The organism is Pseudomonas sp. CCC4.1 (genome assembly GCF_035019225.1).
Classification (GTDB): Bacteria; Pseudomonadota; Gammaproteobacteria; order Pseudomonadales; family Pseudomonadaceae; genus Aquipseudomonas; species Aquipseudomonas bubulae.
Genome location: NZ_JASJWL010000014.1, coordinates 1 through 23,167, shown reverse-complemented (window position 1 = coordinate 23,167; position 23,167 = coordinate 1). Strand labels below are relative to the sequence as shown.

19 protein-coding genes and 1 pseudogene are annotated in these 23,167 nt (G+C 60.5%); 11 read left to right on the top strand and 9 right to left on the bottom strand.

Annotation, left to right across the window (positions count from 1 at the left end; translation table 11 throughout):
- Positions 1–22: 22 nt before the first annotated feature.
- The 9 genes from QN377_RS08290 to QN377_RS08250 all read right to left on the bottom strand — a co-directional run bounded on the left by QN377_RS08290 (position 23) and on the right by QN377_RS08250 (position 8,766).
- Positions 23–802, bottom strand: coding sequence for an ABC transporter permease (locus QN377_RS08290; protein ID WP_095018739.1), 780 nt, complete (start codon positions 800–802; stop codon positions 23–25).
- A 2-nt stretch (positions 803–804) separates the two neighbouring features.
- A complete protein-coding gene (locus tag QN377_RS08285; protein WP_322212327.1) occupies positions 805–1,671 on the bottom strand; it encodes an ABC transporter ATP-binding protein in 867 nt (288 codons plus the stop codon).
- On the bottom strand, positions 1,671–2,702 hold the full coding sequence (locus tag QN377_RS08280) for an ABC transporter substrate-binding protein (protein WP_095002509.1): 1,032 nt from the start codon (positions 2,700–2,702) through the stop codon (positions 1,671–1,673). The genes QN377_RS08285 and QN377_RS08280 overlap by 1 nt, the downstream gene beginning before the upstream one ends.
- Positions 2,703–2,802: 100 nt before the next feature.
- Positions 2,803–4,134, bottom strand: coding sequence for an LLM class flavin-dependent oxidoreductase (locus QN377_RS08275; RefSeq protein ID WP_322212324.1), 1,332 nt, complete (start codon positions 4,132–4,134; stop codon positions 2,803–2,805).
- 31 nt (positions 4,135–4,165) lie between these two features.
- Positions 4,166–4,930 carry an ABC transporter ATP-binding protein gene (locus QN377_RS08270; protein WP_095002507.1) on the bottom strand — a complete coding sequence of 255 codons (765 nt, stop codon included), beginning with the start codon at positions 4,928–4,930 and terminating at the stop codon, positions 4,166–4,168.
- A 25-nt stretch (positions 4,931–4,955) separates the two neighbouring features.
- Positions 4,956–5,744, bottom strand: coding sequence for an ABC transporter permease (locus QN377_RS08265; RefSeq protein ID WP_095002506.1), 789 nt, complete (start codon positions 5,742–5,744; stop codon positions 4,956–4,958).
- Entirely contained in the window at positions 5,741–6,643 is a 903-nt protein-coding gene (locus tag QN377_RS08260) for an ABC transporter permease (RefSeq protein ID WP_095002505.1), read from the bottom strand. The genes QN377_RS08265 and QN377_RS08260 overlap by 4 nt, the downstream gene beginning before the upstream one ends.
- Positions 6,644–6,723: 80 nt before the next feature.
- Positions 6,724–7,818, bottom strand: a complete 1,095-nt coding sequence (locus tag QN377_RS08255; RefSeq protein ID WP_095002504.1) for an ABC transporter substrate-binding protein — start codon at positions 7,816–7,818, stop codon at positions 6,724–6,726.
- 36 nt (positions 7,819–7,854) lie between these two features.
- A complete protein-coding gene (locus QN377_RS08250; protein WP_095002503.1) occupies positions 7,855–8,766 on the bottom strand; it encodes a TauD/TfdA dioxygenase family protein in 912 nt (303 codons plus the stop codon).
- A 505-nt stretch (positions 8,767–9,271) separates the two neighbouring features.
- Between QN377_RS08250 and QN377_RS08245 the strand changes: the two genes are divergently transcribed.
- From QN377_RS08245 to QN377_RS08195, 11 genes and pseudogenes are all read left to right on the top strand, one after another.
- Positions 9,272–9,511 carry a type II toxin-antitoxin system RelB/DinJ family antitoxin gene (locus tag QN377_RS08245; protein WP_095002587.1) on the top strand — a complete coding sequence of 80 codons (240 nt, stop codon included), beginning with the start codon at positions 9,272–9,274 and terminating at the stop codon, positions 9,509–9,511.
- A pseudogene (locus tag QN377_RS08240) lies at positions 9,501–9,793 on the top strand (type II toxin-antitoxin system RelE family toxin). The gene QN377_RS08245 and the pseudogene QN377_RS08240 overlap by 11 nt, the downstream one beginning before the upstream one ends.
- 123 nt (positions 9,794–9,916) lie before the next feature.
- Positions 9,917–11,128 (top strand): CmpA/NrtA family ABC transporter substrate-binding protein, encoded by a 1,212-nt coding sequence (locus QN377_RS08235; protein ID WP_095002502.1) that lies wholly within the window; start codon positions 9,917–9,919, stop codon positions 11,126–11,128.
- A gap of 14 nt (positions 11,129–11,142) precedes the next feature.
- Positions 11,143–11,718, top strand: coding sequence for an ANTAR domain-containing response regulator (locus QN377_RS08230; RefSeq protein WP_019827366.1), 576 nt, complete (start codon positions 11,143–11,145; stop codon positions 11,716–11,718).
- A 226-nt stretch (positions 11,719–11,944) separates the two neighbouring features.
- Positions 11,945–13,156: a nitrate/nitrite transporter gene (locus QN377_RS08225; RefSeq protein WP_095002501.1), complete on the top strand. Its 1,212-nt coding sequence runs from the start codon at positions 11,945–11,947 to the stop codon at positions 13,154–13,156.
- Between the two features lie 7 nt (positions 13,157–13,163).
- Complete coding sequence (locus tag QN377_RS08220) at positions 13,164–14,834, top strand: bifunctional protein-serine/threonine kinase/phosphatase (RefSeq protein ID WP_095018736.1); 1,671 nt, start codon at positions 13,164–13,166, stop codon at positions 14,832–14,834.
- Between the two features lie 318 nt (positions 14,835–15,152).
- A complete protein-coding gene (gene nirB / locus QN377_RS08215) occupies positions 15,153–17,606 on the top strand; it encodes a nitrite reductase large subunit NirB (protein ID WP_095002499.1) in 2,454 nt (817 codons plus the stop codon).
- The gene (gene nirD, locus QN377_RS08210; protein WP_095002498.1) at positions 17,603–17,920 is read left to right on the top strand and encodes a nitrite reductase small subunit NirD; all 318 of its coding nucleotides are present in this window, start codon (positions 17,603–17,605) and stop codon (positions 17,918–17,920) included. The genes nirB and nirD overlap by 4 nt, the downstream gene beginning before the upstream one ends.
- Complete coding sequence (locus QN377_RS08205; RefSeq protein WP_095018735.1) at positions 17,920–20,637, top strand: nitrate reductase; 2,718 nt, start codon at positions 17,920–17,922, stop codon at positions 20,635–20,637. Before nirD ends, QN377_RS08205 begins: the two co-directional genes overlap by 1 nt.
- Before the next feature lie 10 nt (positions 20,638–20,647).
- Positions 20,648–21,424: a uroporphyrinogen-III C-methyltransferase gene (gene cobA, locus QN377_RS08200; RefSeq protein ID WP_095018734.1), complete on the top strand. Its 777-nt coding sequence runs from the start codon at positions 20,648–20,650 to the stop codon at positions 21,422–21,424.
- Positions 21,425–21,703: 279 nt separating this feature from the next.
- Positions 21,704–23,104 (top strand): purple acid phosphatase family protein, encoded by a 1,401-nt coding sequence (locus QN377_RS08195; RefSeq protein ID WP_153328210.1) that lies wholly within the window; start codon positions 21,704–21,706, stop codon positions 23,102–23,104.
- The last annotated feature ends 63 nt before the right edge of the window (positions 23,105–23,167 follow it).

The following is a 23,167-nucleotide window of genomic DNA, read 5'->3' as shown; positions in this document are numbered from 1 at the left end:
AACCACCACTGCTGCCAGCCACCTAACCACCGTGGCGCAAGCCCCGGCGCCAGTAGGTAAAGCGCCGTTCCAGCAAGGCCAGCAAAAAGTTGAGCAGCAAACCCACCACCGCCAGCAGCAAAATGCCTGCGTACATGCTGGGAATCTGGAACACCTCCTGGGAGTTCAGCGTGAGGAAGCCCAACCCGGAATGAGCACCAATCATCTCGGCGGCCACCAGTGCCGTGATGCAATACGCACCCGCCAGACGAATCCCGGTAAAGATCGACGGCGACGCCGCCGGCAGCACTATTTTGGTAAACAGAAACCAGCGGTTCGCGCCCATCGACAGCGCCGAGTTGATCAGCAACCCGTCGACCTGCTTAACGCCGCTGATGGTACTCAACAGGATCGGCCAGAACGACGCCCAGAAAATGATCGCGATTTTCGACAGTTCACCGATACCCAGAAACAGAATAAACACCGGAAACAATGCCAGCGCCGAGGTCTGGCGGAAGAACTGCAACAACGGATCAAGCACATGCTCGACCCGTGCAAACCAGCCCATTATCAACCCCAGGCTGACACCGCAGGCAATCGCCAGCAGCAGTCCGGCAAAGGAACGAAACAGGCTGGCCTGCAAGTGCTTGATCAGATCGCCACTGCTGGCCAGGTCCAGCACCGCACCCAGCACCGCCGATGGCGGGCTCAGGTAGCCGGGGTTGACCACGCCCAATTGCGGCAAGGCCTCCCAGAGGGCGAGGAACAGGACAATACCCACCGAGCTTTCGATCACCCGCCGTGAAGTCAATTTAAAGCCCATGTTTACACTCCAATCCGATAACCACCCAGGGTCGCGATGCTCTGCCAGTTCTGAGGCACTGGCGCCGCAACGGGCTCACGGGCCACGTCTGTGACCTCGTCGCGCAGGGCTTCCCAGGCACGCTGGCGGTAGTGCACAAAGGCCTGGGTATTACGCAATTCCGGCTGGCGCGGGCGCGGCAGGTCGATGTCGAAGATCTCCTTGATCCGCCCCGGGCGCTGGGTCATCACCGCCACCCGGTCCGACAGGAAAATCGCCTCGTCCAGGCTGTGGGTAATAAACACGATGGTTTTTTTGTGCGTATCCCAAATGCGCAGCAACTCACTCTGCAGGGTCTCGCGGGTTTGCGCGTCGAGGGCGGCGAAAGGTTCGTCCATCAGCAGCACATCCGGGTTGTAGGCCAGCGAGCGGGCAATCGCTACGCGCTGGCGCATGCCGCCGGACAACTCGTGAGGGTAGCGCGAGGCGAAGCCATTGAGGCCCACCAGCTCCAGGTATTCGCGGGCAGTTTCCAGCCGCCGGGCCTTGGCCACCCCGCGGATCTCCAGGCCCACGGCAATGTTGTCGAGCACCGTGCGCCAGGGCAGCAATGCATAGCCCTGGAACACAACACCCTGGTTACGGTTGATGCCCTGCAGGGGCCGGCCATCGACCAGAAGGTCGCCGCCGGTCTTGTGCGCAAGCCCTGCAAGGATATTCATAAAGGTCGACTTGCCGCAGCCCGAAGGCCCGAGGATGGACAGGAACTCGCCCTCGCGTAGCTGCAGGTCAAACCCCTCCAGCACGGGCACCCGCTCCTCTCGTCCCGCATCATTCAAGGCCCGGTACTCCATGCTCAGGTCACGGGCGACGATCTTGTGTTCCGGCATCAGGCATGCCCCCGGGCGAACGGGTTGAAGTCGTTGGTGTAGACATCCTTGACCCCTATCGAACCTTTTTTGATCTTGCCTTCGTTTTCGAGAATGTCGATGTAGTACTGAATCGGCGGCTCGGTCACTACCAGGTCATCGACATAGGCAAAGCGCTCCACCAGCTCGAGCTTCATGCCGATACGCTCGGAGGTAATTTTGCGCGCGTCGTCGGGGTTGGCATTGACCCAGTTGGCCGCGCGGGCGATCGCGTTTACAACGTCGCGGGTAGCCTCCGGGTTCTCGCGGCTGAACTTGCCATACACACTGTAGGGCGCCATGCCGCCCAATCCGCCATCCAGATCGTAGTCGCTCCACAGCTTGCGCAATGCCGGGTTATGCTCGGCACCGCCGGACGATGGCGGATGAATGATTGCAATGTCGATATTGCCGGTGGCCAGGGTCTGCTCGGCCTGGTTGTCCGGCACCACCACCCAGTTGATCTTGTCGACATTGACGCCCTGCTCGCGCAGGTACTTTTTGGTGACAAATTCGGCGCAGGCGCCAAAGCTGTTGAAGCCTACGGTCTTGCCTTCCAGGTCTTTGGGTTTGACGATGCCGGAGTCGTCGCGCACGAAGTATTTCATGTGCGGAGCCTCTTGCAGGGTCTTGCCGCCGGCGGCCACCACCTTGAGGTCAAGACCACTGGCGATGGCTGAAATCACCAGCGGTACCATGCGCGCGCCGAAGTCTATTTCGCCGGTGCCGGTCAATGGAATGATCTGGGGCGCGGCAATACGGCCGATGTACTTGGGCCGTGCCCGCGAGCCTTCGAAATAGCCGAGGGAGTCGGCGACATAGACCAGATCGAATGAGGGGTTGTCGGGGTATTTGAAGTCCACCACCTGATCGGCGCGGCTCTTGATCACGGCGGCGCTTTTAGCGCCGCTGTCCTTTTTTTCGCAGCCGGGCAGCAGAATGCCCGCAGCGCCGACCGCACCCAATACCGCGCAACTACGCAGGAATGCTCTTCTGTTGTTGATCGGGTTCATGCCCGCTCCTTGTGGGTTTTGAATTGTGGGAGCGAGCCTGCTCGCGAAGGCATCAAGGCCTGCTTCGCGAGCAGGCTCGCTCCCACTAGGGTGGGGGGAGTCAGGCGGTTTTCAGGGTGTAGCGCGACTCCGGGCGAGTCAGGCCGTAGTGTTCGCGCAAGGTGCTGCCCGCATACTCACCGCGGAACAACCCGCGCTGGCGCAAGATCGGCAGCACTTCATCGAGGAAGACGTCAAAACCATCGGGGAATGCCGGCGGCATCACGTTGAAACCATCCGCCGCACCGCTGCGGAACCACTGCTCAATCAAGTCGGCAATCTGCACCGGGGTACCCACCGGCACCCAATGCCCGCGCGCCCCCGCCAGGCGGTTGATCAGCTGGCGCAAGGTAACGTTTTCGCGGTCGACAATATCGATGATCAGCTTGAAGCGGCTGGACTGGCTTTCGACGCCTTCGAAGTTGATCAGATGGCGCGGAAACGGGGCGTCCAGATCCTGACCCGACAAGTCCACACCCAACATGCGCCGCAATTGGCCCAGGGACACGTGGGGCAATACCAGTTCATTGAGTTCATCAAACTTGCGCTGCGCTTCGGCTTCGGTGCTGGCGATATACGGGCTGATGCCCGGAAGAATTTTCAGCTGGCGCGGGTCGCGGCCCACGGCTTTCGCCCGGGCGCGGATGTCATTGGCAAATTCCGTGGCGCTTTGCAGTGTCTGGTGCGCGGTAAAGATGGCTTCAGCATGCCTGGCGGCAAAATCACGACCATCCTCGGATGAACCGGCCTGCACCTGCACCGGTCGCCCCTGGGGCGAACGCGGCGAGTTCAGCGGGCCCTTGACCTTATAGTAAGCGCCGACGTGGTTGATCGAGTGCACCTTGCCGCTGTCGGCAAATACCCCGGCGGTTTTATCCAGCACCAGCGCATCGTCTTCCCAGCTGTCCCACAGGTCACCGACCACCTGTACGAACTCTTCGGCCTGGGCGTAGCGATCATGGGCCGAAGGGTGTTCATCAAGCCCAAAGTTGGCCGCTGCGGCAGCCATTGAGGTGGTGACAATGTTCCAGCCCGCACGGCCCTTGCTCAGGTGATCCAGCGCGCTGAACGAACGCGCCAGGTTGTAAGGTTCGCTGTAGGTGGTGCTGGCCGTGGCAATCAGGCCGATGCGCTGGGTAACCGCCGCAATGGCTGCCAGCCAGGTCACCGGCTCGAAGCGGATGCGCAGGCCTTCGCGGCCGCTTTCGGCCAGTGACGGCGAGTCGGCAAAGAAAATCGCATCGAGCTTTTCGCGCTCGGCGCGTAACGCCAGCTGCTGGTAGTAGCCAATGTCCATGGACGACTCCGGCACTGACTGCGGGTGGCGCCAGGCGGCTTCGTGATGGCCGTTGGGGTAGATAAACAGGTTGAGGCTGAGCTGACGTTCGGACATGTTCTGTTCTCTGAATTCAGGTGGCAGGGGTTCAATGCAATTCGGCGAAGTCACTCAGCACGTCGTCGCGCAGGGCGATAAAGCGGCTGTCACTGCGGTTGCGCGGGCGCGGCAGGTCGATATCGAGGATGCGCCGGATACGCCCAGGGTTGGGCTGCATGACCACCACGCGATCACCGAGAAACACAGCCTCATCCACATCGTGGGTCACCAGGATCATGGTGATTTTTTCCTTGGCCCAGATGTTTTGCAGCTCGCCCTGCAAGCGCGCCCGGGTCAGCGCATCGAGGGCGCCAAGGGGTTCGTCGAGCAACAGCACGCTGGGGCGGTTGACCAGCCCCCGGGCAATCGCCACACGCTGGGCCATGCCGCCGGAAATCTGGTGCGGGTAGGCGTCGATAAAGTCCTGCAGGCCCACCAGTTCGATATGTTCGCGCACGGTGTCGCGCTTTTCCTTTGTGCTCAGCGGCGAGTTTTTCAGCGCCACGGCAACGTTCTGTTCAACGTTGAGCCAGGGGAACAAACGGTGATCCTGAAACACGATGCCGCGCTCCAGCCCCGTGCCGTCGATGGGCTGGCCATTGAGCAGGATGCGCCCCTCGTACTCCTCGTCCAGGCCCAGAATCAGGCGCAGCAGGGTGGACTTGCCGCAACCGCTGGCACCGACGATGCTGATAAATTCGCCGGGAGCGATATCCAGCTGGATATTGTCCAGCACTTGCAACTGGCTGCTGCTACCGGGGCGCGAAGCAAAGCGCTTGCTGATGTTTTCCAGGGTCAGGCTGTTATTGAGCATGCTGCAATCCTTTTGAAAGTGCCGATCAACGCGGTTCAATGCCGTACAGGCGTTGCATGCGTCGCTCAAAAATTCGGGCCAGGGCATTGAGGCTCCAGCCCACCAGGCCGATGACCACCATGCCGAACAGCACCAGGTCCATCATGAAATGCTCGCTGCCATCGATCAGCGTGTTGCCGATGCCCTCCCCCGACACCAGCAGATATTCGGCGCCGATGGTCGCCAGCCACGAGTACACCAGCGCCAGATACAGCCCGGTGAAAATCGAGGGCAAGGCGGCGGGCAGCATGACTCCGACGATGGTCTGCCAACGGCTGAAGCGGTAGACCCGCGCCACTTCCAGCAGGTTGGGCGGCACATTGCGCAGGCCGTCGCAGGTATTGACCACCACCGGCACCAGGGCCGCCAGTGACAAAAACACCACCTTGGCCACATCGCCCAGGCCGAACCACACCGAGATCAGGGGGATCCAGGCGAACAGCGAAATCTGTTTGAAGGTGTTGAAGCTCGGGCCGACCAAACGCTCGAAATAGTGCGACAGGCCCAGCAGGCAACCCAGCACCAGGCCCAGGGTGGTGCCGATAAAAAAGCCGCTCAGGTTGCGCGTCAGGCTGGCGCTGATGGCCCGCCAGAACTTGCCCGAAGCGATCTGGTCCCAGGCCGTGGCCGCCACTTTCTCCGGTGAAACCAGCAGCCCGGACTGGCTCCAGCCCATATGCGAAGCCAGCCACCACAGGGCGACGGCACTGATCGGCAACACCCAGCCGCGATAGCGACGGCTGCTGCCATGACTGATAGCCAATGCGCTGCTCATGACAGGCGCCCCGCTACCGGTGCGCGGCCACGATTAAGGCGGCGCTCGGCATAATCAAAACCACGGTCGATCACCAGGCCGATCGCCCCGACCACCACCACGGCGGCCATCACCAGATCCAGCTGGAACAGTTGGCGACCATAGACAATCAGGTAACCCAGCCCTTCGCTAGACGCCACCAGCTCAACCACTACCAGCGACAGCCAGGCCTTGGTGAAGCCCAGGCGCAGGCCGGTAAACAGGGTCGGGATAGCCGCCGGCAACACGATAAACACCACACTCTGCCAGCGGCTGAAACCATAGGCCCGCCCTGCTTCCAGCAAGCCCTTGGGCGCCTGGTGGAAAGCCTGCAAGGTGCATAGGGTGATCGGCACCATCGCCGCCTTGGCAATCAGCACGTACTTGAGCGGCTCGCCGATGCCGAACAGCAACAAGGCAAACGGCAACCAGCCCAACACCGGGATTTGCACAATGGCATTGAAGGTGGGCAGCAGATAATCCTCGACGGTTTTCGACAACCCCATCGCCAGCCCCAGCGCCACACCGATAGCGCCCCCCAGGGCAAACCCGACGACTACCCGCTGCAGGCTGGCGGCAGCATTTATCCACAGGTCGCCAGAAGCAAAGAGATCCGACAGGGTTTCGTAAACATAGGCTGGTGGCGGCAAGACCTGCTCTGACAGCCAGCCCTGCTCAACCCCCAGATACCACAGGCCCAGCAGGGTCAGCGGCAAGAGCCAGGGCAAGCTCCGGTCACCCAGGGTCGTGGCCCAGGCCGAGGTGCGCGGCACTTCGACCTTGCGTACCGGGCGTGCCGGGGCCGGTGGCAAACGCTTGACGTTGCCCTTGGGTAGCGCCGGTGCGTACTGCTGCGGTATGACGGTCTGTGCCCTGGCCATATGCCTGGCTCCTTTGTTGCTACTACAAAAAACGGAGTCCCTGTGGGCTCCCACAGGGGTATCCCCATAAGGGTATGCAGTTACTTGCCCGCTACCGCATTGCCGGCGGGCTGTTTGCCATCCACGCCATAGGCCGTCCAGAAGCTCTCCAGGCCCTTGGCTTTCAACGCGGTCTGCAAATAGTTCGGCTCAAACCAGCCTTCGATACTCACCGGGCGGCGGATCAGCTTTTCGTCCTTGGCCTGCTCTGCCACTGCCTGGTAGCGACTCACCAGAAAGGTGTCGATCAGCGGCGAATTCCGGTCTCGCAAACTCACCCCGGTAAAGTCGGCGCGCAGTGAGTCCACCGGGTCATTGCTCTTGGCCCACTCGCTGAACACCTCATCACGATGGCTGTCTTCGGACGCCCATTTCGCCGCATCCACCAGGGTATCGACGACTTTTTGCACATTGCCCGGGTGCTCTTTTTCATAGGCACCGCGCACCACCAAGGCGGTCTGACGGGTGTAGCGCACATCCTGGGCAGGGTTGTCGTAAACGATGTCGATCAGGCCCTTGTCACGCAGCTTGAACAGCTCACGACCACCGAAGGCCGCATCCACGCCATTGGAAACCAGGGCTGCCTGGGTACTGCCGGCATCGAGGTTGATCACCTTGATATCGCGCTCGCTCATGCCGTGCGCTGCCAGCAGGTTGATCGACACCAGATGACCGTTGGTGCCGCGAAACACCGCGACCTTCTTGCCTTTGAGGTCTTCGATGGTCTTGATGTCAGAGCCCTTTGGCACCGCCAGATACAGGTTGGCCCGCACCCCCAGTGCTGCCAGCAGTTTGGTGTCCAGCCCGTTGGAGCGCCCGACCACCGCCGGCAGATCACCCTGATAGGCGAAGTCCAGCTGCTGGTTGGACAACGCTTCGTTGACCGCAGGGCCAGCGCCTTTGAAGAAGAACCACTGCACCTCGGTGCCGGTGCCGGCGAAGGCTTTTTCCAGCAGTTGCTGGTTACGCACGATGCCCAGCGGCGAGCCACTGAACGTGACCGGATCACCGCCACCGGCGCTCGCCACACCGACGCGCAACACATCGGCCTCGGCCAGCGGAACAGCCATGACCGCCGCCAGCACGGCGGCAATGCGGGTCTTGCGCAACAGGGCATTTACTTTGAATGTGGCCATGGGCAGGTCTTCCTTGAAGCAATAAGGCGCGGCCCGTCAGGCGGCGAGGTGTTTTTTGTCGGCTTCGGTTTTCGGCGAGCGGGTGTCCGGGGTCGGCTTGAGCGCCTGGCTCAGGCGGCCGTCGACACCCACCGGCACATCGCCGTCGATGGTGGTGCGACGTACGATGCGCGGGGCATCGCCGTAGTCGTTGATCGCAATATGCTGGGTGGCGCGGTTATCCCAGATCACCACATCACCTTCCTGCCAGCGCCAGCGCACGGTGTTGTCGACATGGGTAATGCGGTCATGGAACAGGCGAATCAGTTGCTTGGAATCGTTGCTGCTCACACCCTGAATATCTTTGACAAAGTGGCCCAGCAACAAACTTCTTTCGCCCGATTCCGGGTGAACGCGAACCAGCGGATGTTCAGTTTCATAAACTTCGGCAGTGAACTGTTCGCGATAGCGCTTGAGACCGGACTCATCGGTACCGCGAGGCGTCGCATAGTCATAAACATTGGTGTGCAGAGCGCGCAAATTGTCCGCAAGTTGCTTTAACGGCTCGGGTAAATCGTTATAAGCCGATGCGGTATTGGCCCACACTGTGTCGCCGCCATAGGGTGGAATGACCACACCGCGCAAGATGGAGATTTTCGGGTAATTGGCCACAAAGGTCACATCGGTATGCCAGGAGTTGGCGCGGGTTTCCTTGGCGTCCAGGTGCAGGATGGCGGAACTTTGCTCGGCAGAGCGCACGGTCGGGTGGGGCACCTGATCACCGAAGCGGCGGGAAAATGCTTCGTGCTCGGCGTCGCTTAAATGCTGGTCGCGAAAGAACAGGACTTTATATTTCAACAAGGCCTGATGAATAAACTCGAATGTTTCGCCACTGATATCACCGCCCAGTTTTACGCCTTCAAGTTGTGCACCAATTCGACCCGCTACGGGTTTTACTTGAATAGTCATCGCCCCACTCCTGCTTCACGAGTTGTTGTGAACAGATCATAAAGGCATAAAAACTCGGGCAGCCAATCACTTTTTAGTCTAACGATAGATGAGCAGTTTTATAGAACATGTCCGGTGTTAGCGGCGTTAAATGGTTATAAACTTTTCAGTTGTAAGTTAATAACCCTTTCAATTATTCACCTGTTTGCCTGGCTCGCGCATAACCGCTTTACGACGTGGCAACCGGCCATTGAGCAGCGGTGGAGCGAGACTCTTCCCCGATTTGGACAGGCGCAAGCGAGCGGAATTACGCTCGGATGTTTCACGGGAATGAAAGCGAATCGTCGTACGAATCACCTGATTATCTCTAGCTAGGCTCACAGAACTGACCACCCTTCTTTGGTTTGGTGGCTTAAATTCAGGAGCGCATATGAACAACGCAGAACACTTAACCGCCCAATGGCACTTGTAAAAGAAACGGGCAGAGGTCAGCGTAATGACAAACGTCATTACACGAGTCAAAGCCATGGCCTCCATCAACATTCGCATTGACGATGAACTCAAAGCCCGCGCTTACCAGGAACTTGAGCGCCTGGGTGTCACCCCCTCTGAACTGGTCCGCCAGGCATTTCAGTACGTAGCCGAACGCGGCCAACTGCCCTTTCGCCCCATGCTGGTAACCGAAGAAGACGAAGCCCTCATCAACACTGTGCGCGAACGCCTGGCGGCACCACAAAGGGTCAAGGTAACACTGGATGACCTTTGATCTTGAGTTTGAGTTTGACCAGCGCGCACTCAAGGAATGGCACAAGCTCGCAGACCGGTCAGGCAGCAATTCAAGAGCAAACTGTCAGAGGTGTTGCTCAACCCCCGCGTTGAAGCCAACCGGCTGCGCAAGCTGCCCGATTGCTACAAAATCAAGTTACGCAGCGCGGGTTACCGACTGATCTATCAGGTCATTGATCAAGAGGTTGTGGTGTTCGTCGTCGCCGTTGACAAGCGCGAACACGAGACCGCGTATCGCAAGGCGCAAGACCGCTTGAAGTAAGCCACCCCATTAAAGGCAAGCGCAAATCCAAAGCCCTGTAAAATCCAGGTTTTCAACTGGGTCAACACCTCTGGCATATGCCTTGCACCCTCGCAGTATGCTTTTGCCAAGGTGCTGCCTCCCATGAACGAATCACTCGCCGGCCCTCTGGCCTGGGTCAACGGCAGCGATGCCCCGGAAAAAACCGAAATCAACCTTGGTTTTATGGCCCTAAGCGACTGTGCCTCGGTGGTGGTGGCCGCCACTCAAGGGTTCGCCCAGCCCTTCGGGCTGACGCTGAACCTCAAGCGCCAGTCGTCCTGGGCCAGCCTGCGGGACAATCTGGTCAACGGCCAGCTCGACGCCGCCCACAGCCTCTACGGGCTGATCTACGCCGTGCACCTGGGCATTGGCGGCGTGGCGGCCACCGACATGAGCGTACTCATGGGGCTTAACCAAAACGGCCAGAGCCTCAACCTCTCCCACGGTTTACAGGCCCTGGGCGTGACCCGTCCTGAGGCGCTGCAACAACACGTGCACCAAAGTCGATCGAAACTGACCTTCGCCCAGACTTTTCCCACGGGCACTCATGCCATGTGGCTGTATTACTGGCTGGCGAGTCAGGGCATTCATCCGCTGCAAGACGTCAACAGCGTAGTGGTACCACCGCAACAGATGGTTGCGCACTTGCTGGCAGGTCGCATTGACGGCTTTTGCGTCGGCGAGCCGTGGGCTGCCAGCGCGGTTGCACAGAATATGGGGTTTACCCTCGCCACCACCCAGGCGCTGTGGCCCGATCACCCGGAAAAAGTCCTGGGCTGTACCCGGGCGTTTGTCGAGCAGTACCCCAATACCGCCCGGGCGCTGGTGATGGCGATCCTGGAAGCCAGCCGCTTTATCGAGCAGAACGACGAAAACCGGCGCAGTACCGCGCAGTTGCTGAGCGCCCCCGAGTACCTGAATGCACCCGTAGAGTGCATCGCGCCGCGTCTGCTCGGCGACTACAACGACGGCCTGGGCAAGCACTGGCAAGACCCGCACGCCCTGCGTTTTTATGGTGACGGCGAGGTCAACCTGCCGTACCTGTCCGATGGCATGTGGTTTATGACCCAGTTCCGCCGCTGGGGCTTGCTGCGCGAAGACCCGGACTACCTCGGTGTTGCCCGTCAGGTTCAGCAATTGGCCCTGTACCGCGACGCGGCCAACGCCGTTAACGTGCCGGCAGGTGCCGCAAACATGCGCAGCAGCCAGTTGCTCGATGGCAAGGTGTGGGACGGCTCGGATCCCGCAGGCTATGCCCGAAGCTTTGCGCTGCATGCCATGAGCACCCGCGCTCCTCTTGCTGCCCGTCGTTGACCGGAGCCACCCCCATGCTGCGTATCTTGCTGATCAACGACACGGCGAAAAAAGTCGGCCGCCTGAAAGCCGCGCTGAGTGAAGCCGGATTTGAGGTAATCGATGAATCGGGCCTGACCATCGACCTGCCTGCTCGCGTCGAAACGGTGCGCCCGGACGTGATCCTGATCGATACCGAGTCGCCAAGCCGCGATGTGATGGAGCAAGTGGTGTTGGTGTCTAGGGACCAACCACGACCGATTGTCATGTTCACCGACGAGCACGACCCCGGCGTGATGCGTCAGGCGATCAAGTCAGGGGTTAGCGCCTACATTGTCGAAGGCATTCACGCACAGCGCTTGCAGCCAATTCTCGATGTGGCCATGGCTCGCTTCGAGAGCGACCAAGCCCTGCGCGCCCAACTGCATGCCCGCGACCAGCAACTGGCCGAGCGCAAGCGCATCGAACTGGCCAAGGGTCTGCTGATGAAGATGAAAAGCTGCAACGAAGAAGAGGCTTACACCCTGATGCGCCGCCAGGCCATGAGCCGCCAACAAAAACTGATACAGGTGGCGGAACAGATCATAGCCATGAGTGAGCTTCTGGGTTGACCCATGATCCTCCTCAATTGGCACAGTTTTCGCTAAGCAATCCTTACCGGTAACCAACGGCGGTTGCCCCATCTACGACAGAGACGTCGCTCCCCTGATTCGCCCATGGCGGATCCGGCAGCGGCGTTTTTTCGTTTTGGCCCCAGCGACCGGGGCCGGTGGTGCGGCCGTTACGGCGCCCCATCGCAACTCTTCTTCTAAAAACGATCAACCGTTGAGGTGCGCGATGAATTCAAGCTTCTGGAAGTCCGGCCATACTCCAACCCTGTTCGCGGCGTTTCTGTATTTCGACCTGAGTTTTATGGTCTGGTATCTGCTCGGCCCACTGGCCGTGCAAATCGCCACCGACCTGCACCTGACCACGCAACAGCGTGGGCTGGTGGTGGCCACGCCGATCCTCGCGGGCGCCGTGCTGCGCTTTGTGATGGGCCTGCTGGCTGATCGCCTGTCTCCCAAAACCGCCGGGCTGATCGGTCAGGTCATTGTTATTGGTGCGCTGTTTGTGGCCTGGAAGCACGGTATTCACAGCTACGAGCAGGCTCTTTTGCTGGGACTGTTTCTGGGCATGGCTGGCGCCTCGTTTGCCGTTGCGTTGCCGCTGGCCTCGCAGTGGTATCCACCGCAACACCAGGGCAAGGCAATGGGCATCGCCGGTGCAGGCAACTCTGGCACGGTGTTCGCTGCGCTACTGGCCCCGGTGCTGGCAGCGGCCTATGGCTGGAGCAATGTGTTCGGCTTTGCCCTGATCCCGCTGGTGCTGTGCATTTTCGTGTTTGCCTGGTTGGCCAAAAACGCCCCGGAACGGCCCGTGGCCAAGTCCATGAGTGATTACTTCAAGGCCCTGGGCGACCGCGACAGTTGGTGGTTCATGTTTTTCTACAGCGTGACGTTCGGCGGCTTTATCGGCCTGGCCAGCGCCCTGCCCGGCTATTTTAACGATCAATACGGACTAAGCCCGGTGACTGCCGGCTACTACACCGCGGCCTGTGTGTTTGGCGGTAGTTTGATGCGGCCGCTGGGCGGTGCGCTGGCGGATCGCTTCGGCGGTATTCGTACCCTGTTGGGGATGTACACCCTGGCGACCATCAGCATCGCCGCCGTAGGTTTCAACCTGCCAAGCTCCTATGCAGCACTGGCGCTTTTCGTCTGCACAATGCTGGGATTGGGTGCAGGTAACGGGGCAGTTTTCCAATTGGTGCCTCAGCGCTTTCGTCGTGAAATTGGCGTTATGACGGGCTTGATCGGCATGGCAGGCGGCATTGGTGGTTTCGCCCTCGCAGCAGGCATGGGCGCGATTAAACAAAGCACCGGCAGCTATCAATTGGCCTTGTGGTTATTTGCCAGCCTTGGCGTACTGGCCTGGTTCGGCCTGCACGGGGTCAAGCGCCGCTGGAGAACAACGTGGGGCTCGGCTGCCGTGACCGCTGCCCGAGTGTGAGACTGCGATGAGTCTGCAACTGAGTTTCGCCCACGCCAGCGCCATCGGCCCTCGCGCAGAGAATCAGGACGCACTGCGCGAGGTCACGCCTGTGCCCATGCTGGCGGCAAGCAAGGGGCATTTATTTGCCATTGCCGATGGCGTCAGCCAATGCGCCGATGGCGGCCTGGCCGCCCGTTCGACCTTGCAGGCACTGGCGCTGGACTACTACGCCACACCAGAGACCTGGAGCGTCGCCCAGGCACTGGAGCGTTTGCTGCAAGCGCAAAATAGCTGGCTGCGCGCCAATGGCGGCGGGCAACCGCTGCTGACCACGGTAAGTGCTGTGGTCATGCGCGGCAGGCGTTTTACGTTGGCCCATGTGGGTGATTGCCGGGTCTACCGCTGGCACGCCACAACCTTGCAGCGCATCAGTGAAGACCACGTCTGGGACCAGCCGGGTATGCAGCATGTGCTCAAGCGGGCGCTGGGGCTGGATCAGTATCTGGTGGTGGATTTTCTGGACGGTGAACTGCAACAGGGCGAGACCTTTGTGCTGCTTAGTGACGGTATATGGTCGACCCTGGGCGATACCGCCATAGCCGCCCTGTTGCGTGATCTTCCCGACCTGCAAAGCGCCGCCAGCACGCTGGTGAATGCCGCGCATCGGGCAGGCAGTCAGGACAATGCCAGCGCTCTGCTGGTGAGGGTCGACGCTCTGGGGGAAAGCGCCATCGGCGACGCCCTGGCGCAACTGCAGCAATGGCCACTACCGCCCGCGCTCAAACCGGGGCAACACTTTGAAAACTGGCAGGTCGAAAGCCATGTTGGCCAGAGCCAGCAATCACTGCTCTACCGGGTGCGGGATGCGCAGCAACAGCCCTGGCTACTGAAAACCCTGCCGGCCCATCTGCACGACGATCACCTGGCAGGGCAAGCGCTGCTATCGGAAGAATGGTTCCTCAAGCGCGTGGCGGGTCGTCATTTCCCCGAGGTGCACCCCGCCAGCCAGCGTCAGCATTTGTACTACGTGATGCGTGAATATCCAGGCACCACCCTGGAAAATCTCTATACCAAGCGCGGGCCTCTGCCCCTGGCACAATGGCTGGATCTGGCCGAGCGCCTGTTGCGAGCTGTGGGCCTGTTACACCGACGGCAGATTTTTCATCGCGATATCAAACCGCACAATCTGTTGCTGGGTGACGACGGTGAATTGCGCTTGCTGGACTTTGGGCTGGCCTACTGCCCCGGTCTGTCGGAGGATCTGCCATCAACGTTGCCCGGCACACCCAGTTATCTCTCCCCGGAAGCCTTTCGCGGCGAAAAACCCAGCCCCGGACAGGATCTCTACGCCGTGGGCGTGACGTTGTATTACCTGCTGACCGGGCATTACCCCTACGGAGAAATCGAAGCATTTCAGCGTCCGCGCTTTGGTATGCCTGTCAGCGCCAGTCGTTATCGACCCGATCTGCCGGAGTGGATTGCCCATAACCTTGAGCGCGGGGTTGCCGCCAATCCGGCGCAACGCTTTGAAACGGCCGAAGAATGGCTGCTACAACTGGAGCAGGGTGAGCGCCAGAGCTTGAGCGTGCGCCCCCGGCCCTTGCTGGAGCGCGAGCCGTTAAAGGTATGGCGGACGGTGGCATCAGTGTCGTTGTTGATAAATCTGGTGCTGATATTTTTGCTGTCTCACCCATAAAGGTGTTCGCTACAGGGCAAGCGGCGCCCCAATAACGGGCGAGGCGCATTGCATCGGTGCACAAAAACACCCCGCGAATATCCAGACATCGTGTAAACACGGGCTCTTGTCAACTTGGCACAACCACTGCATTAGCTAATCCATCAAACATAAAACCCGGTCTTCAACGACGAATACCAGGTTTCCCGAGAGAACGGGACAAGGACAAAGGCGTCCTCGCTAGGCAACTAGCGGGACGCCTTTTTTTGTTTTTGCACAATGTGTCGAACAAGGCCGCAATGCCCCCCCAGAAGGCCGGCCTTGCTCGCGGAGAACCTGATGAAAAAACTCAAACTGGTGATGATCGGCAACGGCATGGCCGGGGTTCGCACCCTGGAAGAGTTGCTCAAACTGAGCAACGAGCTGTACGAGATTACGGTCTTCGGCGCCGAACCTCACGCCAACTACAACCGTATCCTGCTCTCGCCCGTTCTGGCCGGGGAACAGACCTTCGAGGAGATAGTGCTCAACGATCTGGACTGGTACCTGGACAACAACATCAAGCTGCTGCTCAACCGCAAGGTGGTGCAGATCGACCGGGCCAGGCGCCGGGTTATCGCCGAAGACGGTACCGAAGCCGAGTACGACCGTCTGCTGATTGCCACCGGCTCTACGCCCTTTATCCTGCCGATCCCCGGCAACACCCTGGACGGTGTGATCGGCTACCGCGATATTGCCGATACCCAGGCGATGATCGATACCGCCAAAACCCATAAACACGCGGTGGTCATCGGCGGCGGACTGCTGGGGCTGGAGGCAGCCAATGGCCTGATGCTGCGCGGCATGCATGTGACCGTGGTGCATATCGGCGAATGGCTGCTGGATCGCCAACTCGACCCGATCAGCGGCCAACTGCTGCAAAATGCTCTTGAAGCACGCGGCCTGCATTTTCGCCTGCGCGAACAGACCAATGCCCTGCACGATGCTGGCAATGGCCGGGTGGGCTCGGTGGAGTTCAAGAACGGCGAGATCATCCCTGCAGATCTGGTGGTGATGGCTGCCGGTATTCGGCCCAATACCGAGCTTGCCGAGCAGGCGGGCATCCCCTGCAATCGCGGCATTCTCGTCAACGACACCCTGCAAACCTACGACCCGCGCATTTACGCCATCGGCGAATGCGCCAGCCATCGCGGCATCGCTTACGGCCTGGTGGCGCCACTGTTCGAGCAGGCCAAGGTCTGCGCCAACCACCTCGCGCAACTGGGTTTTGCCCGCTATCAGGGCTCGGTCACGTCGACCAAACTGAAGGTCACCGGCATCGATCTGTTCTCGGCAGGCGACTTTATGGGCGGTGAAGGCACTGAAATCATCACCCTCAGCGACCCGATCGGCGGGGTCTACAAAAAGCTGGTGATCAAGGACGACATTCTGGTGGGTGCCTGCCTGTACGGCGACACCGCAGACGGCGGCTGGTACTTCCGGCAAATCCGTGAGAATCACGCCATCGGTGAGATCCGCGATCATTTGATGTTTGGTGAAAATGCCATAGGCGATGTCGGCCATCAGGGCCAGGACAAGGCCATGAGCATGGCCGACACCGCCGAAATCTGCGGTTGCAATGGCGTGTGCAAGGGCACCATCGTCAAGGCTATTCAAGAGCACGGGCTGTTCAGCGTTGATGAGGTCAAAAAGCACACCAAGGCGGCCAGCTCCTGCGGTTCATGCGCCGGGTTGGTGGAGCAGATTCTGATCAACACCGTGGGGGGCGCGGCAGACGTCAAACCCAAAAGCGAAAAAGCCATCTGCGGCTGCAGCGACCTGAACCACGGACAAATCCGCCGGGCCATTCGCGAGCAACATTTGCTGACCATCGCCGACACCCAGCGCTACCTGAACTGGCGCTCGCCCAACGGCTGCGCCACCTGCCGCCCGGCGCTCAACTACTACCTGATTTCGACCTGGCCGGGAGAGGCCCGCGATGATCCGCAATCACGGCTAATAAACGAAAGGGCTCACGCAAACATTCAAAAAGACGGTACCTACTCGGTGGTTCCGCGGATGTGGGGCGGCGTCACCAACCCCTCCGAGCTGAGGCGTATTGCCGATGTGGCCGACAAGTACAACGTGCCGATGGTCAAGGTTACCGGCGGGCAGCGCATCGATCTGCTGGGGATAAAAAAACACGACCTGCCGGGCGTGTGGAAGGATCTGGACATGCCCTCGGGGCATGCCTACGGCAAATCCATCCGCACGGTAAAGACCTGTGTGGGCAGCGAGTTCTGCCGCTTCGGCACGCAAAACTCGACGCAACTGGGCATCGAACTGGAACACGATCTGTTCAATATGTGGTCGCCGCACAAGGTGAAGTTGGCAGTGTCCGGTTGCCCGCGCAACTGTTCGGAAGCAGGCATCAAGGACGTAGGAATTATCGGCGTGGACTCAGGCTGGGAGATGTATATCGGCGGTAATGGCGGGATCAAAACCGAGGTTGCCGAGTTCTTCGTCAAGCTCAAAACGGCTGAAGAAGTCCGCGAGTACAACGGTGCCTTTTTACAGTTGTATCGCGAAGAGGCCTTCTACCTCGAGCGCACCGTGCATTACCTGCAACGGGTCGGTATGGAGCACATCAAAAAGGCTGTGCTTGAAGACCCCGAACGGCGCAAGGCGCTCAATGATCGCCTGCAGTTTTCCCTGTCGTTTGAGCAAGACCCGTGGAAAGAGCGCCTGGTGCAGCCGTTGCTGAAAAAGGAGTTCGAGGTCATCCCCGTGAACAATCTGGAGGTGCCGGCATGAACTGGCTCGATATCTGTTCACTTGAAGAAATCAACACCCTGGGCTCACGGATCATCAGCGGACCGAAGGGTGATATCGCGATTTTTCGCACAAGCGACGACGAAGTGTTCGCCCTCGACGACCGCTGCCCGCACAAGGGCGGCCCGTTGTCCCAGGGTTTGATCTACGGCAAGCGCGTCGCCTGCCCGCTGCACAACTGGCAGATCGATCTGCAAAGCGGCGAAGCCCAGGCTCCGGACATCGGTTGCGCCCACCACCATCAGGCGCGGGTGGAAAATGGCCGTGTGCAGTTGGCCCTGCGGGACGCAGGCTGATGAGCCGCCAGATCACCGCCTCCACCTGCTGCTACTGCGGGGTCGGCTGCGGCGTGCTGATCGAACATGATGGCGAGCGTATTCTCGGCGTTAGCGGCGATCCGACGCATCCGGCCAACTATGGCAAGCTGTGCAGCAAAGGCTCGACCCTGCACCTGACCGGCGACCTCAATGCCCGCGCGCTGTACCCGCAACTGCGCCTGGGCAAGGCACTGGCCCGTGGTCGCATCGACTGGGACAGCGCCCTTGATCACGCGGCCAATGTGTTCGCCGCCACCATCGCCGAGCACGGCCCCGACAGCGTGGCGTTTTATATCTCGGGGCAGTTGCTGACCGAGGATTACTACGCCTTCAACAAACTGGCCCGGGCGCTGGTGGGCACCAACAATATCGACAGCAATTCGCGGCTGTGCATGTCCTCGGCCGTGGTCGGCTACAAACGAAGCCTGGGCGCCGATGCGCCGCCTTGCAGCTATGAAGACCTGGAGCTGAGCGATTGCGTGATGATCGTCGGCAGCAATATGGCCTACGCACATCCGGTACTGTTTCGCCGCCTGGAGGAGGCAAAAGCCCGACGTCCGCAGATGAAAGTCATCGTTATCGACCCGCGGCGTACCGATACCTGCGATCTGGCCGACCTGCATCTGGCAATTTTACCGGGCACCGACGTCGCGTTGTTTCACGGAATTTTGCATTTATTGCTGTGGGAAGACTGGGTCGATCGCGACTTTATCCAGGCCCACACTCAGGGCCTGCCCGAGCTGAAAAGCCTGGTGCGCGATTACACCCCGCAGATGGTCTCGCAATTGTGCGGCATCAGCGTCGAGCAACTGCAGCAATGCGCCGAATGGGTAGGCACCTCGCCAAGTTTTTTATCGCTGTGGTGCATGGGCCTGAACCAGTCCACCGCCGGCAGCGCGAAAAACAGCGCCCTGATCAATCTGCATCTGGCCACCGGGCAAATCGGCCGCCCGGGTGCAGGACCGTTCTCGCTTACCGGTCAGCCCAATGCCATGGGCGGGCGCGAAACCGGTAGCCTGTCCAACTTGTTACCCGGCCATCGTGATGCGGCCAATGCCGAACACCGGGCCGAAGTCGCCGCTTACTGGGGGGTTGAGCAACTGCCGCAGAACACCGGCCTGAGCGCCATCGAACTCTTTGAGCAAATGGCCAGCGGCAAGGTCAAGGCCGTGTGGATCGCCTGCACCAACCCCGCGCAATCCATGCCGGACCAGACTGCCGTGCGGGCGGCGTTGCAGGCCTGCCCGTTTGTGGTGCTGCAAGAGGCGTTTCACACCACCGAAACCGCGGCCTTCGCCGACCTGCTGTTGCCCGCCGCCAGTTGGGGAGAAAAGGACGGCACAGTGACAAACTCTGAACGGCGTATTTCCCATGTACGCAAAGCCATCCCGGCACCAGGCGAAGCCCGTTCAGACTGGGCAATTACGGTGGATTTCGCACAGCGCCTGGAAAAACATCTGCGTCCCGAGCACAGCAGCCTGTTTGCATTTGAAACTGAAGCCCAGGTGTTCGACGAATACAAGCACCTGACCTCTGGCCGTGATCTGGACCTGTCGGGTATCAGCCATGCAGTGCTCGATGCCATCGGCCCGCAACAGTGGCCTTTCCCGATAGGGGCCCGTGAAGGCACTACGCGGCTGTATCTGGACGCGGTATTCCCTACCGCCACCGGTCGTGCGCAGTTCGTGGCCGAGCCCTACCGCGCCGCCAAGGAGCAGCGCGACGCACGCTTCCCCCTCACGCTGATCACTGGTCGCCTGCGCGACCAATGGCACGGTATGAGCCGCACCGGCACGGCCGCGCAATTGTTCGGTCACGTCAGCGAAGCGGTGTTGAGCCTGCACCCGGACGAGTTGCGCCGTCATCGCCTGCAGCCCGGAGATCTGGTCAGCCTCAAGAGTCGGCGCGGCGCCGTGATTGTTCCAGTCAGCAGCGACGACAGCGTGCGCCCGGGGCAGGCGTTTTTGCCGATGCACTGGGGTGACCGCTTCCTCAAGGGCGGGGTCAACACCTTGACCGTGCCAGCGTTTGACCCGCTGTCCAAACAACCGGAACTCAAACACAGCGCCGTGCGCCTGGAACCGGCGCAATTACCTTGGCACCTTTTCGCCCTGATCGAGGGTGATGTTCAACAGAACTTCGAGACACTGCGCCAGCTCTGCGAAACATTTTCGTACGTCAGTTTCAGCCTGACTGGCCGCGAGCGCCCTGCGTTACTGATCCGTGCCGCCAGCGCCAGCGCACCCGATCCGCAACTGCTACGCGAGATTGATCAATGCCTGGGGCTCAACGAGGGGCCGGTACTGGCTTACGACGACCCGCGCCGCGCCATTGGCAAGCGGGTGCGCATCGAGCACGGAAGCATCACTGCGATTCGTCTGGCGGGCGAAACCCTGGCACGGCACTGGCTGCAAAACCTGTGGCAGGAAGGCCGCGCCGACGAGCAATTGCGCCGCTGGCTGCTGGCGCCACTGAGCGCGCCACCGGGCAACGCCAACGCCCCGACCGCTGGCAACTCGATTGTGTGCAATTGCAAGAACGTCAGTCAGAGCGTGATTGAGGCTGGCATCGCCCAAGGGCTGGACTTGCAGGGACTGAAAAGATCGTTGGGCTGCGGGACGCAATGCGGCTCCTGTGTCCCGCAAATCAAGCGCTTGCTGACTGCCCAGGCGCAGCCGGTCGCCATTAACCCGTGAGGAAATCACAATGAGTGCAAAAGTCTGGCTGGTGGGCGCAGGGCCGGGTGATCCCGAACTGCTGACGCTCAAGGCCGTGCGCGCCCTGCGCGAAGCAGATGTCGTATTGATTGACGATCTGGTCAATGACGCGGTGCTGGAGCATTGCCCCGCTGCGCGGGTGATTTCGGTGGGCAAACGCGGAGGGTGCCGTTCGACTCCACAGGCGTTTATTCATCGCCTGATGCTGCGTTATGCCCGCCACGGCAAATGCGTGGTTCGACTCAAGGGCGGCGACCCATGCATTTTCGGCCGTGGCGGTGAAGAAGCACAGTGGTTGCGTGAACACGGGATTGAGGTGGAACTGGTCAATGGCATCACGGCCGGCCTGGCTGGCGCGACGCAATGCGCTATCCCCCTGACCCTGCGCGGCGTGGCCCGTGGGGTGACGCTGGTGACGGCACACACCCAGGATGACAGCCAGGTGAACTGGCAGGCGCTGGCGCAAAGCGGCACCACGCTGGTGGTGTATATGGGGGTGGCAAAGTTGAGCGAGATCCGCGAACAATTGCTGGCGGGCGGCATGACGGCGGACATGCCGGTGGCCATGATCGAAAATGCCTCCCTGCCCCACCAGCGCGAATGCCGCAGCGACCTGACGGCGATGGAGAAAGATGCTCAGGCGTTTGAACTCAAGAGCCCGGCGATTCTGGTGATTGGTCGCGTGGCGGCATCCAGCGCGGCACAACCATCACGGGAGGAGAATGTGTGGGAGCCGGGCTTGCCCGCGATGCAGGCAAGCCGCTAGTTCTGAAGGGAATTTTAACTGTGGGAGCGAGCCTGCTCGCGAACGACTTTCGCGAGCAGGCTCGCTCCCACAGGGAGGGTTGACCGGCAACAGAGTATCTACAGAAATGGCGCAGAAGGGGTGATCTCAAACGACCCCCTTCGCCTCAACGTTTACCCCGCTGCGGGCCACAAGCCACGCGCAAAGCGACTTGTGACTGAGCCAAATCGACCCCCGCCGTCATCCCGGTGTCATGGGGCTTTGTTTCCTTGACGGGCATTCAGCCCTCAAGGAGCCCCCATGATTCGCCCCACATTACTGGCCCTCGCGCTTTTTTCCGTGATCAACAGCGCTTGCGCCGCCCCCGACACGCCGCTGCCCCACTCCCCCGGCGCGCCTTATGCCGCCAGTGGCCTGGCCGACCGTATCGTGCTGACCCCCGGGGCCGATCCTGCCAGAGAAATGGCCGTTACATTCCGCACCGATACCCGCCAGCAGACCAGCCAGCTGCAACTGGCTCCTGCCCTCGATGGCCCGCAACTGGCCAAGGCGGCGCATGAGGTCCAGGGCACAAGCATCAGCCTGGACAACGAGAACGGCGCGGCGTTGTTCCACCAGGTACGCCTGCACGACCTGCAGCCGGGCACGGCCTATGTGTACCGGGTCAAGGGCAGCGACGGCTGGAGTGAGTGGTTGCAGTTCCACACTGCGACCAAGAGTTTCAAGCCGTTCAACTTTATTTATATGGGCGATGTGCAGAACGACATTCTGTCACTGGCCTCGCGCAGCATTCGCCAGGCCTTGCAGAGCGTGGCCAACCCCGCGTTGATCGTGCATGCCGGGGACCTGGTGTCGCAACGCGAAGACCTGGTACACGACGATCAATGGGGCGAATGGAACCAGGCAGGTGGTTTCAATTACGGGATGATTCCCCAGCTAGTGGCCGCCGGCAACCACGAATACCTCGACGGCCTCAACCCCGACGGCAGCGAAACCCGCACTCTCGGGCCGCACTGGAGCCGCCAGTTCGCCCTGCCGCAAAACGGTGTTGATGGGCTCAAAGACACCACCTACTTTGTCGACTATCAGGGTGTGCGGTTTATCGTCCTTGATGGCACCTCGGCGCTCGATATGGGCACCCTTGATCAACAGACCCGCTGGCTTGAGCAGAGCCTGAAAACCAGCCCCGCACGCTGGAATATCGTGGTCACTCACCAGCCGGTCTACACCTGCGCCCGCCCCGAAGATACCGAGCCGTTGAAAACTGCCTGGAAGCCGCTGTTCGAGCGTTATGCGGTGGATCTGGTGTTGCAGGGCCATGATCACTGCTACAGCCGTGTCAGCAACGAGGCCGGGCGTGTTGCGTCCAAAGCCGCACAAGCCGGCGGCAAGATTCAGGGACCGGTGTATATGGTCTCGGTAGCGGGTTCGAAGATGTATGGCCTCAATGACCGGGCCCGGCAGCAACCGGATCGCAGTGCTGAAGAAACCCAGCTGTACCAGACGGTCGACGTACAGGACTCAAGGCTGAAGGTGCGCAGCTACACCGCGGCTGGCAAGTTGTATGACGCCTTTGACCTGGAGCGCGACGGCAAAAATCGCAACCACTTGCGCGAGCCGGTGAAAAACCTGCCCGCCGAACGCGCCTGCACGCAAACGGCTGGCCCCGACGGCTTCGCCTGCAGCTCAAGGGCCAAGTAACCCGCTGCTACGGGAAAACTTCAACTGTGGGAGCGAGCCTGCTCCTGTCTCTTATACACATCT

Excerpts from the sequence above, each read along its gene's own strand:
- nirD (WP_095002498.1), top strand. The coding sequence starts at position 17,603 with ATGAACTGGCTCGATATCTGTTCACTTGAAGAAATCAACACCCTGGGC.
- QN377_RS08290 (WP_095018739.1), bottom strand. The coding sequence starts at position 802 with ATGGGCTTTAAATTGACTTCACGGCGGGTGATCGAAAGCTCGGTGGGT.
- QN377_RS08270 (WP_095002507.1), bottom strand. The coding sequence starts at position 4,930 with ATGCTCAATAACAGCCTGACCCTGGAAAACATCAGCAAGCGCTTTGCT.
- QN377_RS08245 (WP_095002587.1), top strand. The coding sequence starts at position 9,272 with ATGGCCTCCATCAACATTCGCATTGACGATGAACTCAAAGCCCGCGCT.
- QN377_RS08280 (WP_095002509.1), bottom strand. The coding sequence starts at position 2,702 with ATGAACCCGATCAACAACAGAAGAGCATTCCTGCGTAGTTGCGCGGTA.
- QN377_RS08220 (WP_095018736.1), top strand. The coding sequence starts at position 13,164 with ATGAGTCTGCAACTGAGTTTCGCCCACGCCAGCGCCATCGGCCCTCGC.
- cobA (WP_095018734.1), top strand. The coding sequence starts at position 20,648 with ATGAGTGCAAAAGTCTGGCTGGTGGGCGCAGGGCCGGGTGATCCCGAA.
- QN377_RS08225 (WP_095002501.1), top strand. The coding sequence starts at position 11,945 with ATGAATTCAAGCTTCTGGAAGTCCGGCCATACTCCAACCCTGTTCGCG.
- QN377_RS08235 (WP_095002502.1), top strand. The coding sequence starts at position 9,917 with ATGAACGAATCACTCGCCGGCCCTCTGGCCTGGGTCAACGGCAGCGAT.
- QN377_RS08250 (WP_095002503.1), bottom strand. The coding sequence starts at position 8,766 with ATGACTATTCAAGTAAAACCCGTAGCGGGTCGAATTGGTGCACAACTT.
- QN377_RS08195 (WP_153328210.1), top strand. The coding sequence starts at position 21,704 with ATGATTCGCCCCACATTACTGGCCCTCGCGCTTTTTTCCGTGATCAAC.
- nirB (WP_095002499.1), top strand. The coding sequence starts at position 15,153 with ATGAAAAAACTCAAACTGGTGATGATCGGCAACGGCATGGCCGGGGTT.
- QN377_RS08205 (WP_095018735.1), top strand. The coding sequence starts at position 17,920 with ATGAGCCGCCAGATCACCGCCTCCACCTGCTGCTACTGCGGGGTCGGC.
- QN377_RS08265 (WP_095002506.1), bottom strand. The coding sequence starts at position 5,744 with ATGAGCAGCGCATTGGCTATCAGTCATGGCAGCAGCCGTCGCTATCGC.
- QN377_RS08255 (WP_095002504.1), bottom strand. The coding sequence starts at position 7,818 with ATGGCCACATTCAAAGTAAATGCCCTGTTGCGCAAGACCCGCATTGCC.
- QN377_RS08260 (WP_095002505.1), bottom strand. The coding sequence starts at position 6,643 with ATGGCCAGGGCACAGACCGTCATACCGCAGCAGTACGCACCGGCGCTA.
- QN377_RS08285 (WP_322212327.1), bottom strand. The coding sequence starts at position 1,671 with ATGCCGGAACACAAGATCGTCGCCCGTGACCTGAGCATGGAGTACCGG.
- QN377_RS08275 (WP_322212324.1), bottom strand. The coding sequence starts at position 4,134 with ATGTCCGAACGTCAGCTCAGCCTCAACCTGTTTATCTACCCCAACGGC.
- QN377_RS08230 (WP_019827366.1), top strand. The coding sequence starts at position 11,143 with ATGCTGCGTATCTTGCTGATCAACGACACGGCGAAAAAAGTCGGCCGC.